Here is a 16,975-nt window from a genome sequence, read left to right on the forward strand (position 1 = left end):
CTAGAGGGGTAACTGACTAATAATATGATAGTTATCTGTATTGCAGTGGTACTGGGATCCTGTAAAGCGGAGCATTGTATAGACCCAAAGTAAATCTGGCAATCTGTATACGATGATTTATCTGTATTAACTTTATCTTTTTGATAATAATTAATTGTATGTAAATTTAGTGTTAAATAAATAACTTAAAATATAAATATTAATGTTGATTGAGTTAATAGCTGATGACTTTTTTACTTCAATTTAGCCTCCTCACCCTGTAGCATGAGATAAATTGACTAGTGAGGTGAGAGTATGAAATGGATGGTAGGTGGGGTTGCTGCGTTGTTATTAGTAGGGTGTGATACCACATCGACTGCACCATTTGGCCTAAACTGGGGGCAAAGTATGGATAGCATCAGTTTTATTAAGGCGGGGAAATGCCAAACAAATGGCAGTAAAACAGTTTGTACTTTTGGGCAGCAAAAACCTTTTAATGATTGGAGCTATGAAAACCAACTAACTTTTGATGATGGTGCACTCATTCAAGTTGCCACTACACTTGTTGGGGTTGAAGATTATACCTCGCCAAAACCAGATTTTACGGACTTCCAACAAAAGTTAGAAAATGAAATGGGTTATTTGACAAAGCAAGGGCTTAGCCCGCAAGTTGCCAGTGGATTTCTCTCGAAATGCCAATCTGAAACCAGTTGTAATAAAGTAAGTGAGTCATCGCTAACTCATGTCGGTATGTCTAATCTTTGGGTTACCATTAATCCAACACCAATTGCGATTGTGACTTATCACCAAGATTAATTACAACGCAGAGCTAGTTAATTTAGATATTGGCCGATTAGGGCGATTAAAAATAGTACCAATGTATCATTGGTACTATTGGTTAATGCTTATAAATTATTTATAAAGGTTATATGAAAAATAGGGGCTAGATAGTTACCAACCGAAGGCGACGCCCGCTCCGATAACGGCAGAATCAGAGTTATTCCAAGAAACAGAACTGCGTAAGTTGATATTTTCTTTTAGTTGATATTGAGCCCCAGCAGCGATCGCAGAACCATTTTTGTAATTACCTACGCCAACACCGGCACTAAAACGGGTATTTGTTGCATAAGGGATATTGCTCATTGCAGCAACGGATGCGATACCAGAATTGGCTTCTTGGGCTCGTTTATCTATTTTGCTATCAAGCTGGTTGACCCCATGGTCAAATTTATTTTCTAACTTTGTGAATTTAACTTCGTTCGCTTTTTGTGTTTTGGCCGCGTCACTTTTTAGGGTTTTTATTGACGAGGTGTTTCCAATAACTTTTTTATCAAGATTCTGAATATTGGTATTTAATTGTTCGGTGACTTGGTCCGCCGCATTTACACCAATTAACGCACCCTGTACATATAATTCGACTTCTTTTAATTTTGAGTCAAACGCATGGTGTTCTGTTTCATTATCTTTTTGTATTGATGTGATTTGGTCATTAATTAAATCAGTATTGTCTTGTATTTTTTCGGCGTTTATGTTGTAAGAAGTGAGTATAGAGCTGTCTACGGTGTTTTGTAACTCCACTAACTCATTTCGTATATCTCCCGTTTCTAATTTAAGATTAAGATGCCTTATATTTAATTTTTCAATATCATTACTAAAATTTGAGGTCATCTGGTTAATTTCGCTATCAATCTCACCGATTTTTTTATTGATATAAATGATTCTTTTAGTATTATTATGAATACCTTTAGTATTATTACTAATCCCTTGTGCATTGATATCACTTAATATTGGTGCGGGATTTGAATGTGTAGTGTTGGCTACTGCAGTGTAAGACAAACCGCTGAGTAATATAGCAGCTAAATAACGAGCTAATGCTTTCTTTTCCATGTGTTAATTTCCGTATTATTTAAAATATTATCTAAAGAATAATGAAGAGGGGATTTGTTTTTCTCAACTTATTTATAATAGGGTCATTTTTCTGGCGGGTAAAATCGATTTTTTAAATTATAATTATTCGGGATATTCGTGTTTGATTGGAATAAAGGCGGTGAAATTTTTATTATAAATACATCTGAATTTTTAAATTAATTAAATTATAAGATACTCTGCTTATTATTTATTGTATATTAATTTGAAAATAATTTGAATGTGGCCTAACTGAATTTTTATGATGAAAAAACATAAAATTAAATATCTATAGGCAAATAACTGCGACTAGCCGATAAAAACAAAAACAGTTGGAAACCTACAAAGGAGCACCATTTTTCTATTTTAGATGTTTTTTTCCAAATAACGTGTTATTTTTCTGTGAAATTTTATGTACCTTGTGTGGCATAAGGGTTTAAACTAAACAGCTTAGTGATAATTTATTGATGTTTAAAGTGAAATTTTCTTTCTGATTAACAATGCCATTTTTTGCATGTTGTTGATGAAATAGAAAGACGATAATATTTTATCTGTTCGTCATACATCACTGGCAGAGTTGTGATGGCAGTTAGCGGCTATCGAATATCGCTACTGCCGCTTAAAATATTTTGAATTATTGATATTTGAATAAAAGTAATTGAATTTATAGGGTTTAAATTATGGCAGTAAGAGAAATTATTGAAATTCCAGATGAACGACTGCGTATTAAATGCAGCCCAGTGACGGATTTCGCTGCGGTACAAACCTTAATCGACGATTTGTTAGATACCATGTACAGCACGGATAACGGCATTGGCCTCGCTGCCACGCAAATTGCTGAAACTAAATCCATTATGGTGATTGATATTTCAGAAAACCGTGATGAGCCCATGGTATTTGTTAACCCTGAAATCGTCGAAAGTGAAGGGGAAACCAGTTATCAAGAAGGGTGCTTGTCTGTGCCGGAAATCTATGCGGATGTAGACCGTTTCCTGCGCGTTAAAGTGAAAGCGTACGATAGGCACGGTAAAGCGTTTGAAGTGGATAGTGACGAGTTTTTAGCAATTGTCATGCAACATGAAATTGACCACTTACACGGTAAAGTGTTTCTTGACCACTTATCGCCGTTAAAACGCAATATGCTGTTGAAAAAACTGAAAAAGCAGCAACGTTTAAAGCAGCAACAATAGGCTGTAATCCCGAAGGGAAGAGAGTGTCAGGCTTGTTGGCCTGACACTTAAATTCATTCCATGGGGCGAACGACTAACGGGGTGTCTGGCTCATCAAATTGACCATAGCTATTATTGAGTACCCGTTTTTGGTCTAATTGCTTAATTTCTTTGCTTAAAAAGTTTAAATGCTGTTGTAAATATTCTTTAGTAACGCGTTCATTTTCAATAATTTTATGCAATAACTGAATAAACTCTTCAGTTATTGGCTGCTGTTTTTCGAACGCTTGCGTTAACTTGGTGAGGTTTTCCACCGCAAGGACATATTCTGTCTCTCGGGAGACCAACGTCTCCCATTCCCCGGATTGCGCTAAGGCAACTAAATTTTCACTTAATACTAAGACATTACGGTATATTTCATGTAAATCGATAGGATTTTTATTGTCCACCTGATTATCTTTCATCCACATTTGCACCGATTTGTTGCCACGCAGAGGCGATATCGGAGAGTAATTGGTAAACTTCTTGGACATAAGCCACGTTGTTTTCGAGGTTGGCACGGAGTAGCTGCATAGTCATATACTCATACAAACTTGCTAAATTTTCTGCAAGTTCGCCGCCAGCTTCATAATTTAACGACTGCTTTAACCCAGTGTCAATGATGTCGATAGCTTTTGAGATTTCTTTACCTTTTTCCGCCACCTTACCTTGCAGCATAAAAATCTCCCCGCGTTTTAGGGCACTAAGGGCCCCTTTAAACAGGATTTGGATCAGTTGGTATGGGGTCGCATTGGTGATTTCACTCTCTAAATCGACCTGTTGATAAGCTTGCTGTGCGTGTCGTTGATACATGTTTTTAACCTAAAAGTATTTATTAGCCTAATAACCGGCCTAAAGAATTCGTTGTACTATTGAGCGAACTCATCATTTTATCGAGGTTTTGGAACTGACGGCGATGCATATCCATGGTGTTTTCGATTTGTTTATTGGTCTGCTCAATACGTTTGTCTAAGCTTTTCTTTTTCTTCTGAATACCATCAGTGGCATTGTGTAATGAGCCATCTTTTGTATCTAAAGTCCCTTTTAAAAAGTTAAAATTTTCAGTGCCAAAACCCGTTTTTTCACCATCACCGGCAAAAAAAACTTTGACACTCGATGGGTTCTCTTTGAGGGCTTTATCCAGCAACTTGTTATCAATTTCTAAGGTGCCATCTGTTTTCTGTTTGATCCCCATTTTATTGAGCGTATCGATTTCACCACTATTTTGTGGTGAACGAACTTGTGTACGTAGGGTGCTTTGAATAACGCGCAGAGTAGAATCACCGATTAATGGCCCATTGGTTTTATCTGGGGTTGTGCCGCGTTCATTTGGTGTATATTTGGTGAGTTCTTTGGCTAAAGTTTGGAATTCATTATAGGCATCTACCCATGCTTTAATTTTACCTTTAGCGGGCTCGATATCCTCTGAAACCATTAAATGGTCAGCTTTATTGTCTTCGCTTTCTTTTTTCAGTGTCAGCGTTAAGCCAGGGAACAAATCTTTGGCTTCATTGGTTTGAGACTCAAGTTCGAATCCATCAATAGTTAAATGTGCATTCTGGGGGGCGACTTTCTGCTCCATACCAATGCCGGTAGGGTTTTTCAGCACGACATTTTTACTGGCATCTAACTCTGATTCAACGTTTAAGATTGCAGCCAGTTCATCATCACCTTCAACATTAATGCTAATACGGTTATCTGTGCCTTCTTTTTTAGATGTTACAACAAGGTGATATTGTTCATTTTTATCTTTAATGACGGAGGCTGTCACGCCTTTATCGGTTTTATTAATGGCCTCTGCCAGCTCAATTAAAGAAGTACTCTGGTTATCCAATTTGATAACGATTTTATCTTTTTCTTCTTTCTGTGAGGGTTGGGTAATAGTGATAGTCCGTTCTTTGGCACTACTACCGAGCAATTCTTTATTATCAGCGTGGCCTTTAGTGGCGATAGTTTGTGCTTTAGCAAGTTGCGTCACTAACACATCATGCACACCAGCTACGGCTTTACCATCGGTTTTTACGTCAAAAGCTTTATATTCACCAGTGACTTTGGTGGTGCTGATATCGCCGTATTTTTTTAAGTCCTCGGCCGCTTTTTTCAGTTTCTCTAATGATGACTGCATTTTGCCATAGGCGCTAATTTGCGCATCATAGCTGGCTTTTTGTGTAGTTAATGGGTCAAGGCGACGACGCTCCATTGCCTCAATTTGGTCCATTTGCACATTTAAATCTAAGTTTGCCCCGATACCGAGAGTGGATATTCCTGCCATATTTTCTCCTATTCTATGTCTGTGACATAAACTCTGAAATAAAATTTATTTAGAGTGCTATCGGCAAAACGGAGCAAAATTTTAGACTATTCTGAAAAAGAGTAATGGCGAGAACTGATGAGGTAAAAGCCGTTAATTATCACTATTGAAATTAAATAATAAGAAAATTAATAAAAACCAATAAGTTTGTTAAAAAAACGGTATTAAAAGCGGGCTGTAAAGCCATTTGCCCCCTTGCGGATAAAAATTTTCATTAAAAAGCCTAAAGGGGACTTTTTTGTAGCCGATAACTTAGTTGCTGACGAAATTCATCAAGTTAAGCATTTTGGCTTAACGCATTAATTTGAATAATAAGGATCACATCATGGCACAAGTTATCAACACTAACATTCTGTCTCTGACTACTCAGAACAACTTAAACCGTTCACAAGGCGTATTAGGTTCTGCGATTGAGCGTTTATCTTCTGGCTCACGTATCAACAGCGCTAAAGACGATGCAGCAGGCCAAGCGATTGCTAACCGTTTCACTTCAAACGTTAAAGGTTTAACCCAAGCATCTCGTAATGCTAACGACGGTATTTCTATCGCGCAAACCACTGAAGGTGCATTGAACGAAATCAATGATAACTTACAGCGTATTCGTGAACTGACTGTTCAAGCTAAAAACGGGACTAACTCTAACTCTGACTTAACTTCAATTCAAAATGAAGTGACAGAGCGTTTAGCTGAAATCGACCGTATCTCTAAAGAAACCCAGTTTAACGGCGTTAAAGTGCTTAGCGGCGAAAAAACAGATATGAGTATCCAAGTAGGTACGAATGATAACGAAGTTATCAAATTTAAATTAGATAAAGTTGATACAACTGAATTAGAAGTTACAAGTGATAAACTGTTTACTGAAACCACAACTAAGAAAGGAGTAACCGCGGCAGGCTCAGCAAATATCGATGCAAAAGATGTTGGTGTTGCTGGTGGTACTACTTATAAAACTGGTTTGACAGTGAAAGAATACACTGAAGATGGTAAAGCAGTACCTGGTAAATATGTTGCAACAGAGGGTGGCAAAAGCTATTTAGTAACTGATGCAGATTTTGAGGCTGATGGTACAACTGCAACTCAAGTAAACCTAAAAACTGGTGTAGCAGTTACTGCTCGTGAATTTACAGCAAGTGCTGGTAAAGATGTAAAATCTTTAGATGTTAAAGATGATGCTTTAGCAACGTTAGACAACGCAATCAATAAAGTTGATGAAAGCCGTTCTAGATTAGGTGCGATTCAAAACCGTTTCCAATCTACTATCAACAACCTGAACAACTCTGTTAACAACCTGAGCGCAGCACGTAGTCGTATTCAAGATGCTGACTTCGCGACAGAAGTTTCTAACATGAGCCGTGGTCAGATCCTGCAACAAGCAGGTACTGCTGTGTTAGCGCAAGCTAACCAAGTTCCACAAGGTGTTTTAAGTCTGTTACGTTAATTTAGACTTGTATTCCTGATTAAAGGCCAGCAATGCTGGCCTTTTCTTTGCCCGTCATACTTCGCGCCGCAGCGTTGTTGACTTCAGTCGCTCACCCGAATCACGTACCTATGTACGCTCATCGGGATAATCTCCTTCGTCGCCTAGCCGCACCACGAATTATTTAGGGCTCGCTTAAGCATTTTCAGACAAGTTCTGTATGGCTTTTAGCGCTGGTTTTGGCACAGCTGTAAATTAATATATTTGATAACAGAATAAAAATAATAATAGCGAGAGGGGTGTTGACCAGAAAACCAGACTCATAAGCATAGGGTAGGGCAATTCCACCAAAGATATCCCCTGTCAAAAATGCGGTTTGTATTAAACCAAAAATATGCTCGGCATTTCTTTTGCGTGCAATCTCCATCTCAACCAAATTAATTAATAGTGAGCAAACGGTTCTAAACATATACATGGCAATAACCGAGATGGCGAAAACAATCGGGGAACTAAATTTTATTGACCAAAACATACCATAGAGCATCAGCATGCATAAACCAGAAAAAACGAGTAATGAGATAGGTTTATCTTTGTCAGAAAAAATAAACATAAAAAGGTTCTTGAGTACTAGCCCGGTGATCACACCTAATGATAGCACTAGGCCAACATTTGTATCTGAAAAGTGCATGTTTTTTAAATACACCGGAATAATGGGTAAGATCAACGCCCAACTGGTGCCACTGAGAATAAATGCAATAAATAAAACTAAATCTGCTTTATTGAGAAAATGAAAAAATGAAGTGCCTTTTTGGGAGCCTTTTTTTACTAATGGTTTCTCAGTTTTTGGTATTTTTAATGAAGGAATGGCTACAATGGCGATTAATACCATGACCCCGCTAATCAATAAGGCGGAACGATATGGAGTTTGATCGATAATTGATAAAATCGTCACTAGCCCTCCTGCAATAAAAGCCCCAAGGCTTTGTGCAATTGTGCTTAAATTATCAGTGTGCAACAGGACTTTATTTTGTTCCTGTTTATCAATATTAAAAATCAGTGATTTTAGCGCAATAGCGATAATACTTGCACCCATCCCTGCCATCAAACCTGAAGTCACGGCGATAGCCATCCCTGTGGGATAGGCTCTAAGAACAAGGCCACACCCATACAGTAAAAAGCCCACAATTAAACCAGTCTTAGTACCAAATCGGGATAGCCCTTTGGCATAAAGTAGTGAGCACGCCCCCGCAACCGCCATCATTACGTATGAAATTGAAAATAACTTCAATTGCGCTTGCTGTTCCCAATAGATGGGTTGTAATGTTTTGGATATCCACATCGGGAAAAGAAAGAAAAAATAAAAGAAATATATTTTGTATATCATTTTTCTTCTTAATTATTTAAGTTTAAATTAAAAGATAATAACTTCAAAATATCTATATGTCATTTTACTTTTTAATTAAACTAATATGCTATTACATTAGTGAATGTAAAAATACATTATATAAGTTAAATCTGTCAAATAATAAGTTGTTTACTTTGTTAGTCCGAATTAACTTAATGTTTAATTAATATTAATTGTATTTAATAATGATATTATTTATATATAATCCATTAATCTGATTATTTTCATTGTCATTATTTTCCATATCTAGTGCTATGTTTACTTTGGTTCTCATGCTTAGTGTTAAGCTAGCTTGCTGCTTACCGATAACTTTACTTGCTTTAAGAAGGCTAATTTAGTCAATAACAAAGTCTAAAGCCCAAATCTGCAATTTAATGACAAAATCACATCTCAACAAAACAACTACTCCCTCTTGTATTACCAGTAAAATTCCCTAAAAATTGTGTTAAAACAATCGTTAACATTGCAATCATTCAAATTTTACCTATTTAGGATAAGGCAAATAAAGCCACATTTAGTGCCTTACTCTACGGATTGAATTCAAAACCAACACAGATAATGAATAACTTTTATAGAGCTTGAAGGGTGATTCAGGTTGTGAGTGATTTGTATACTGCCGAAGGTGTGATTAATAAAAATAGCCTATGGGAGCGTTATTACCCTCTAATACGCCATGAAGCCCTAAAACTGCAAGTCAGACTACCCGCCAGTGTTGATATCGACGACTTAATTCAAGCGGGGGGCATTGGTTTATTGCATGCATTGGAACGTTTCGATGTGACTCAAGGGGCATCGTTCGCTACCTATGCGGTGCAGCGTATTCGTGGCTCAATGCTAGATGAATTGCGTAGTCGTGACTGGGTGCCGCGTAGTGTGCGCCGCCAAGCACGAGAAATGACCAAAGCCATTGGTGTGCTGGAACAATCTTTAGGGCGAAGTGCGACTGAGCCGGAAATCGCCAAAGCGCTGGATATTGACCTTGCTGAGTATCGCCAAGCGCTACTAGACACCAATAATAGCCAACTGTTTTCCTATGATGAGTGGCATGAAATTCACGGGGAAAGCTGTGAGCCACAAATGGATGAAGATGACGGCGGTAACCCGTTGAGCTTGTTGCTGGACTCCAGCTTGCGTGACCAAATTGCGGCGGCGATTGAGCAGCTGCCTGAGCGCGAGAAAATGGTGCTGACGCTGTATTACCAAGAAGAGCTGAATTTGAAGGAGATTGGCGCGGTGTTGGAGGTGGGGGAGTCAAGGGTGAGTCAGCTGCATAGTCAGGCTATTAAGCGCCTCCGCGGCCGCCTCAGATAGATGCTCGTCATACTTCGCACCACAGCGTTGTTGGCTTCACTAGTTCACCCTAGTCACATACTGATGTATGCTCCTAGGGCTAAACTAGCTTGCCGCCTAGCTGTAGCACGAATTATTTAGAGCATCAGTATTGAGATATTTTAATACTCATTTAAATTAAATTTGTTTTTATGTGTCTATGTCAGTCTTTTACTAACGAGATGAGTTGCTTATCACTCTATCATTTTCTACGTTTTTAGTAATTTTACTTTCTATTATTCATCCAGCTCTGCCGATCTAACCAAAAAATTCTCTGCCGTGGTGTGCCATGCTCTTGGGGATTGGGAGAACCCCAGTTTTAAATATTCGGTGAGGTTGCTGTCGGTGGAGAAAAATAAAATCTGGCAGTCGGCGGGGAGTTCTTCAGCGACGAGGCGCATTAATTGGCGGTCGATACCGTGTTTTTGATAATGCATATCAACGGCCAGTTCGCAGATATAACAGCAAGAACTAAAATCCGTCACCGTGCGGACAAAACCGACCACCTGTTCCTCATCCCATGCACTAACCAATAAATCCGCGTTATTCAACATTGCATCTAATTGAGTGAGATTATCGGTTGGCACCATTTCTTTAAATGGTGACTGGCGAATTAATCGAATAAAATCCTCAATAGATATGGCAAAATTGACTTTATAGTTCAGGCGATTGGCAAGAGCATCCATAGAGTTCCCCTATTAATCAAACGGCACTCTTATAGGTTTAGCCTGAAATAGCGTAAATTTCCTGTTTTTTGTGGAATTTTATCATGGCCTAGCTATTCCAATTACTGCGTAAATGTCCTAAGTTAAATTCAAGGTCGTTGTGATGTTTAACCCAATTGGGTAAATACCATAAGAATTCTATTCAACAGATAAGTGAACGAGATATGACTATGGAACTAAAGGATTATTACAGCATCATGGGTGTTAAGCGCACCGATGATTTAAAAACCATTAAGACCGCGTATCGCCGTTTAGCGCGAAAATATCACCCAGATGTCAGTAAAGAGCCAAATGCAGAAGCGCGATTTAAAGAAATTGCAGAGGCGTGGGCGGTACTCAGCGACAAAGAAAAACGCGCGGAATACGATGAAATGTGGGAGCACAGAAATGACCCCTATTTTAACCAAGCCAACCAAGGTCAACAAAGCCACACATATTCTCAGCAAGGGTTTGATGCGGGTGGTTTTGATGACATTTTTTCATCGATGTTTTCCCAACGTACACGTGGTGGCACAAGGCAAGCACGCAGTCACCGCGGGCAGGACTTAGAAGTTGAACTGGCTGTTTTCCTTGAAGAAACCCAAGAACCACATAAACGTACCATTAGCTATAACTTACCCGTCTATAACGCTTTTGGTTTTATCGAAAATGAAGTTCCCAAAACACTTAATGTGACTATCCCGGCAGGGGTGATTGATGGGCAACGTATTCGCTTAAAAGGGCAAGGCACAGCGGGGGAAAATGGCGGTGAAAATGGCGATCTATGGATAACCATCCGCATTGCACCACATCCATTATTTGATATCAAAGGCCATGATTTAGAAGTGGTCGTGCCGCTTGCGCCATGGGAGGCAGCCCTCGGAACTAAAGTCACCATTCCAACATTAAAAGACCCGATTGTGATCACCGTTCCTGCTAATAGCCAAGCTGGCCAAAAATTACGCCTTAAAGGCAAAGGGCTGAAACATAAAGGCACAGCTGGGGATCTGTATGCGATTATAAAAATCGTGATGCCGAATAGCAGTAATGCAGAGTCGGATGCACTATGGCAGAAGTTGGCTGAGAGCCATACGCACTTTGACCCGCGTAAAAATTGGGGAGGAAAATAATGGAACAGTTAACCACATTAACCGTTATTGATTTTTGCGTTCATACCGGTATTGCTGAAGATGAATTACAGGAAATTGTCGGCCTTGGGATAATTCAACCTATTGAAACTACTAATGAATGGTTGTTTGACGACCAAGCGGTAGTCATTGTGAGAAGAGCCGTGCGTCTTTACCATGAATTAGAAATTGACTGGCCGGGCATCGCAATGGCTATGAGCCTAATGGATCAAAATGAAATACTCCGACGCGAAAATGAGATGTTGCGTTTACAGTTAAAACGTTTTATTGGTTAGTTAGCCAATAATTTAATTATTCACCACCACAAGCCTTAATAAGTAAATTAGGTTTGTGGTGGTTATAGTTGCTATTTGTTTTTTAAACTAATCATGTTTTTAATTTTTATAAGACATATAATAAATTTGATGCTTGTTGGATATATATGTCACTGTTATTTTTTTTTTCATGTTGGAACACATAGGGATATATACATGAAAAATACTATTATCATTTTCATGAAAATAATTGGCTTGGTATTCACATTTTAATAAATGTGCTTATTCTTTTTTGACATCACTATCAATTTTCAGGGATATCCATGCTCAAGAGAAAAATCAAAGATTGATATCAGAATTAAATCAAAGAAAAGAATTATAAAACCTGCCGTTAAAAAATAAGGAAGAAATGAAAATAGTATTAGAAAAATGGAATCAAACTCATCATATGTTTTAGTTAATGAAGTTAGAACACAAGGAATTCTAGCACTCCTTTGTATTACCCATCGAAATTAAAGGTAAATAATTGGTCATTACATTGGAATATTCAAGCTAACCCATAATCTGTGTAGGAGAAGTTTATGGTTGAACATAAAATACCACGTTTGAAGCGTTTTATTATCTACTATCTGATGTGTTTATTTATATTATTTTCGATTAATCCATCTTGGGGTAGTAATGTTTTAATTTCAGGGAATGACTCTTCAGTTTATCAAAAAAACAGCACCACTATTGTTAATATAGCTACTCCAAATGAAAATGGTATTTCGCATAATAAATACCAACAATTTAATGTACTTGAAAAAGGTATTATATTAAATAATTCAAAGAATACAGTAAAAACTCAACTCGCAGGGGACATAAATGGAAACAATAAGTTAAGAGGAATTAATGCAGAACTGATTATTAATGAAGTTGTAGGTGATAGTCAGTCCCAGTTACTTGGAAAATTGGAAGTGGCGGGAAAATCTGCGAATGTGATTATAGCAAATCCAAATGGAATAACGTGCAATGGATGTAGCTTTATCAATGTTCCCGCGCTCACCCTAACAACAGGAAAACCATTTCTTGGTAGCGACGGTCAATTATCTGCTATTGAAGTAAAAAAAGGGACGATCACCATTGGCAATAAAGGAATGAATGCCGAAACCCCAAATTATACGGATATTATTAGCCAAGCAATGGTTCTTAATGGACAAATTAAAGGGAAAAATGTCTCATTGATGCATGGGAATAATCGTATTGATTTCCAAAAAGGAACTGTAACATCAATTAATGGCGAAATACAAAGCCCTATTATTGCTATTGATACAAAAGCACTTGGAGGCATGTATGCTGGCCAAATAAAATTAACGAGTACAGCATCAGGTATAGGAGTCAATTTAAATAACATTTACACCACTCAAGGAAGCTTAATACTAACTGCTGATGGGAAAATTACAACAAATGGTAATATTCAATCAAAAAATGAAATTAATGTTAGTGGTAAAGAACTCTATATTAAGAAAAATGCAAAATTAAATGCGGAAAATGATATTACCCTTGCGACAAATTCTTTAATCAATGAAGGCGAGATTATAGCAGGTAAGGACATGCGTATTTTTTCTAATACAATTAAAAATACGGGTGAAAAAGCACTTGTTCAAGCGAAAGAAAATTTGTGGATACAGAAAAATGCAATTGGAGATTTAAGTCAATCTATCGTAAACAAGTCCGCAACGATTAAAACAGAAAAGGGAGACTTGGTTGTTAGAGCGAAAGAGGTTGCAAATAACCGAAGCTTAGAGGGACTATATTTTACCGCTCAAGGTAGTGATGATAAAAAATCTGTTTTTTCCAATGATGCAGTGGGTAAGGAATTTAAAAATCCCATTATTTTAAACCCGATAAAAGAAGGAATAACAGATGATGGAGTTCTTTATTTTCTGACACATAATTATGATGTGCCCGCCTATGATTTTAGAGACTGGCAAAATAGTTATTTTGTCAATTCTGGGATTAGTGACCCAAAAAGAAACTTGGAGTTTTTAAATAGATTGCTTGGTGGTACAGTTCCCATTTCTTCCCTACCTGTTATTAACCTAGGAAATTATAAATATGCCTATAAAACCATTGGTAAAACAGGTGATATCTTGGCTGGTAAGAACTTATATATATCCGCTAATGAATTATTAAACTATGGTAGTAATATAAAATCAAAAGAAAATATGATATTGACAGGGAGGAGCTTCATAAATAGTAGTTTATTAGTTCAAAACGAACATGAGCGTTATTATAGGTTTACACCAAATGCCATGCGGAATGAATTAACATTCACAGATAGCCCTGCCATTAGCAATCAATTTATAGATTATAGTATTACTGGGTATAGACTACCTGATGAGACTTTTGCATTACGCCAAATAGACTACCCTATTTATGCTCCTGCCAGTATTTTCGCAGGTAATAATTTTATGAGTGATTTCTTAGAGGATGTGGATTTTAGATATACATCCAATGATAGAATATCACTAGGTAATGGCTTTGTTAAAGGCATTATTAATAAACCTGATTATGGCAACTCAAAAGCAAGTAAGCTATATCCATCTAATCGCTATTCTCACCTTGATTATTATGATGATAAACCTTTCATCGTTCTACCAAAAGATAAAGAAATCATTCAGGATGTACCTAATATTGTTACTGCTAAAAATGTTTTTATCAAGGGGGGAAATGTTAAAATTAATCATGGGTTAAAATCCGAACAGGATGTATACATATTTTCTAATACAAATATTGATTTAGAAAATGCAGAAATAGATACAAAGCATGATTTTATTCTTTCAGCTGATAAAAATATAGAAGTAAGGAAAAATAGTCAAGTAAATGCAAATAATGCGTTTATAAAATCTTTACAAGGCAGTGTGTTGATTTCAAATGACACGCCTGAAAGATATTACAATAAAAATGGGAAAGCATATGAAGGAAATATTTCAGTTAAAAATGATATCTTAGTGCAAGCAAAAGGAAATGTAATTTTCCTCGATTCAGTGATAAAACCTCTAAATAATTTCTCTGTAAATGCAGGTGAAAATATATTGTTTTTGGAAAACGATATAAATACCCCTAAGATACGAGTTAAAGAGTTATGGGATAGTGAAAAATATAAAACTAATTTTAATAACTTTCTTAACAATAGAGGGAAAATACAAACAAATAAAGACTTATTGCTTCAAGCGGGTGATAATTTATTTTCATCAGGTTATGGTTTTTATTCTAATAATAACATTAATTTTATAAATGGCTCTGAGCTTTCAATTAGACCTCGATTCTCGTCTGGTGAATATGATGCTGTTCTTACGGACACACTAGATGCATATTTTTTACCAGAAAAAGCGAATGAATTAACGCGAGTATTATCTCATTCACAAATACAGAAACTAATTGCTCCCATTTCCGCTAAAAAAGATCTCACTATGATGAGTGGTGAAGATATGGGGATTATTTCAGCTAACCTTTCGAGTGGGGGAAACATCACACTATCAGCGGGCAAACAACTTACTCTTGATTCTACATCATATTCCTTGACTGACTTTCCAACTAGGAATTTTTATGAAAGGAAAAATTTAGTCACTTCAATAGAGAGTGGTAAAGATATTGTTTTAAGTTCTGCTGGAGATTTTGTTAGTCGAGGCGCTAAGTTAGAAGCAGGTAAAAATATCACAATTACAAGTGATAACAATATCAAGTTTGAAGCATTAACAGAGGAAAGTCGAAAAAATAATACAGATAAAAGGGAACAACGTAGATCAGAAATTCATAGCGGGAAAAATATCACTTTATTGTCAAATGGTAGTACATTATTTCAAGCAACAAAACTTGCAGCGAAAGGCTTTATTGATATTGCAGCTAAGGGGGGGATCCTTTACGCACAATCTATGATTGAAACGACTAAGTGGGAGGAAGAGCGCAAATATTGCAATCGTTTTTTAGGTATAAAATCATGCTTCTGGGGTTCGACCCATGAAATAAAAAACTTTCAATCTGCTACGAATAAAGTCTCTGAATTTGTCGCAAATAAAGATATCAACTTATTTGCCAAAGACGATATCACATTAGAAGCTACAAAACTCAACACCAGACAAAATGCAAAGATAACTAGCCAGACTGGTAAGGTGAATTTTAAAGCAGTTAAAAATAGTAAGTTTGAGCAAGTCATTTCTAATTCAACTGGCTTTTATATTACTCACCGGGATAAGGGATATAAAGAGGACTCATGGGTATTACCCTCATTACATATTGGTGGTGCGTTGACTGTTGGTGCCGCGAATGGTGTGAGTGCAGATGTTAAAGCTAAAAATGCTCAAAATTTAGAAAGTGTCCTTAATGAATTAGGGAAAAGGGATGAAACTAAATGGCTAGCCAGTTTAAAAGATCGTAAAGATATCCAATGGGATATTGTTAAAGATGCTTATGAGCAATGGGATTATGAAAGTCAGCATTTAAACCCTGTAGTGTCAGCATTGATTATGATTTCAATTGCAGCAATGACTCACGGAACGGCAACCGAGTTTGCAGCTTGGGCATCATCCGGATCTAGTGGTGTGACAGGAGGTGCAATATCCGGAGCGGCTTATAGTGGCGTGATGGCTTTATCAGCTCAAACAGCTAATGCATTGGTTGAAAATAAAGGAGATTTAACAAAAACATTTAATGCATTAGGCCGGAGCGAAACGGTTAAATCGATTATTACCCAGATGGCTGTTTCCGGCGCACTCAGTGGTTTAGATGTTCATATGGAGTGGGGAGCAGGAACTGGGGCTGAAGCTAAGCTACCTTTATTGAGTGATGGTGATTGGAGTAATGTGGCACAACGTGTTGCGGCACAATCTGTTGTTAGTTCAAGCATTAATACATCAATTCAAGGTGGCAGTTTTACTCAAAATTTAAAAAATGCATTTTTAGGTAATGTCGCTAATCAACTGAATGCAGAGGGTGCTAGGCTAATTGGCGATAATGGGCAAATTTTAGGTCAATCAGGTAAAATGCTCAGTCACGCTGCTGTGAGCGGGCTTGCTGCTGAGCTTTCAGGTAACAATACAAAAGGTGCTGTTGTTGGTGCTCTCGCTGCGGAATTTGCAGCGATTGCTCTAGATGATAATTTAATTCAGGCGCATGAATGGAAAAAGAAAGCAGAACAAAAAGCTCAAATGGCGAAAGCTTTTGGCGGATTTTCAGGTGCGATATTTACTGGCGAACCCGGAGGGGTTTATAGCGCAGCAAATAGTGCTGAGAATACTTTTCGTTATAACTATTTATCTCACAAGTAACGTGAG

The 16,975-nt window shown here is 37.3% G+C and carries 13 protein-coding genes; 7 read left to right on the plus strand and 6 right to left on the minus strand.

The features are described 5' to 3' along the window. The first annotated feature begins 294 nt into the window (after positions 1-294). A complete protein-coding gene (locus tag PSE83_RS00670) occupies positions 295-795 on the plus strand; it encodes a hypothetical protein (RefSeq protein WP_004255571.1) in 501 nt (166 codons plus the stop codon). A gap of 135 nt (positions 796-930) precedes the next feature. On the opposite strand, the gene PSE83_RS00675 is transcribed toward PSE83_RS00670, so the two are convergent. Beyond that, on the minus strand, positions 931-1,866 hold the full coding sequence (locus PSE83_RS00675) for a YadA C-terminal domain-containing protein (protein WP_004255569.1): 936 nt from the start codon (positions 1,864-1,866) through the stop codon (positions 931-933). A 698-nt stretch (positions 1,867-2,564) separates the two neighbouring features. Between PSE83_RS00675 and def the strand changes: the two genes are divergently transcribed. After that, the gene (gene def, locus PSE83_RS00680; RefSeq protein ID WP_004255567.1) at positions 2,565-3,074 is read left to right on the plus strand and encodes a peptide deformylase; all 510 of its coding nucleotides are present in this window, start codon (positions 2,565-2,567) and stop codon (positions 3,072-3,074) included. 53 nt (positions 3,075-3,127) lie between these two features. Here the strand turns inward: def and fliT are convergent, their stop codons facing one another. Genes fliT through fliD form a run of 3 tightly spaced genes read right to left on the minus strand, consistent with a single transcriptional unit; the run spans position 3,128 to position 5,364 of the window. Next, positions 3,128-3,517 carry a flagellar protein FliT gene (gene fliT / locus PSE83_RS00685; protein ID WP_004255564.1) on the minus strand — a complete coding sequence of 130 codons (390 nt, stop codon included), beginning with the start codon at positions 3,515-3,517 and terminating at the stop codon, positions 3,128-3,130. Then, on the minus strand, positions 3,507-3,905 hold the full coding sequence (gene fliS, locus PSE83_RS00690) for a flagellar export chaperone FliS (protein ID WP_004255561.1): 399 nt from the start codon (positions 3,903-3,905) through the stop codon (positions 3,507-3,509). The genes fliT and fliS overlap by 11 nt, the downstream gene beginning before the upstream one ends. 22 nt (positions 3,906-3,927) lie before the next feature. Then, positions 3,928-5,364, minus strand: coding sequence for a flagellar filament capping protein FliD (gene fliD, locus PSE83_RS00695; RefSeq protein WP_004255559.1), 1,437 nt, complete (start codon positions 5,362-5,364; stop codon positions 3,928-3,930). Positions 5,365-5,728: 364 nt separating this feature from the next. On the opposite strand from fliD, the gene PSE83_RS00700 reads away from it, so the two are divergent. Beyond that, positions 5,729-6,841, plus strand: coding sequence for a FliC/FljB family flagellin (locus PSE83_RS00700; protein ID WP_004255557.1), 1,113 nt, complete (start codon positions 5,729-5,731; stop codon positions 6,839-6,841). 184 nt (positions 6,842-7,025) lie between these two features. Here PSE83_RS00700 and PSE83_RS00705 read toward each other — a convergent pair whose 3' ends face one another. Then, positions 7,026-8,204 carry an MFS transporter gene (locus PSE83_RS00705; RefSeq protein ID WP_272660586.1) on the minus strand — a complete coding sequence of 393 codons (1,179 nt, stop codon included), beginning with the start codon at positions 8,202-8,204 and terminating at the stop codon, positions 7,026-7,028. Between the two features lie 618 nt (positions 8,205-8,822). Here PSE83_RS00705 and PSE83_RS00710 point away from each other — a divergent pair. Next, complete coding sequence (locus PSE83_RS00710; protein WP_272660587.1) at positions 8,823-9,536, plus strand: RNA polymerase sigma factor FliA; 714 nt, start codon at positions 8,823-8,825, stop codon at positions 9,534-9,536. A 254-nt stretch (positions 9,537-9,790) separates the two neighbouring features. Here the strand turns inward: PSE83_RS00710 and PSE83_RS00715 are convergent, their stop codons facing one another. Continuing rightward, positions 9,791-10,240, minus strand: coding sequence for a GNAT family N-acetyltransferase (locus PSE83_RS00715; protein WP_272660588.1), 450 nt, complete (start codon positions 10,238-10,240; stop codon positions 9,791-9,793). Between the two features lie 209 nt (positions 10,241-10,449). Between PSE83_RS00715 and cbpA the strand changes: the two genes are divergently transcribed. From cbpA to PSE83_RS00730, 3 genes are all read left to right on the plus strand, one after another. Continuing rightward, complete coding sequence (cbpA, locus tag PSE83_RS00720; protein ID WP_110591563.1) at positions 10,450-11,388, plus strand: curved DNA-binding protein; 939 nt, start codon at positions 10,450-10,452, stop codon at positions 11,386-11,388. Beyond that, positions 11,388-11,681 carry a chaperone modulator CbpM gene (locus tag PSE83_RS00725; RefSeq protein ID WP_004255543.1) on the plus strand — a complete coding sequence of 98 codons (294 nt, stop codon included), beginning with the start codon at positions 11,388-11,390 and terminating at the stop codon, positions 11,679-11,681. The genes cbpA and PSE83_RS00725 overlap by 1 nt, the downstream gene beginning before the upstream one ends. Positions 11,682-12,241: 560 nt before the next feature. Then, positions 12,242-16,969, plus strand: a complete 4,728-nt coding sequence (locus tag PSE83_RS00730) for a two-partner secretion domain-containing protein (protein ID WP_272660589.1) — start codon at positions 12,242-12,244, stop codon at positions 16,967-16,969. The last annotated feature ends 6 nt before the right edge of the window (positions 16,970-16,975 follow it).

Source organism: Providencia sp. PROV150, from assembly GCF_028481025.1.
GTDB classification, from domain to species: domain Bacteria; phylum Pseudomonadota; class Gammaproteobacteria; order Enterobacterales; family Enterobacteriaceae; genus Providencia; species Providencia hangzhouensis.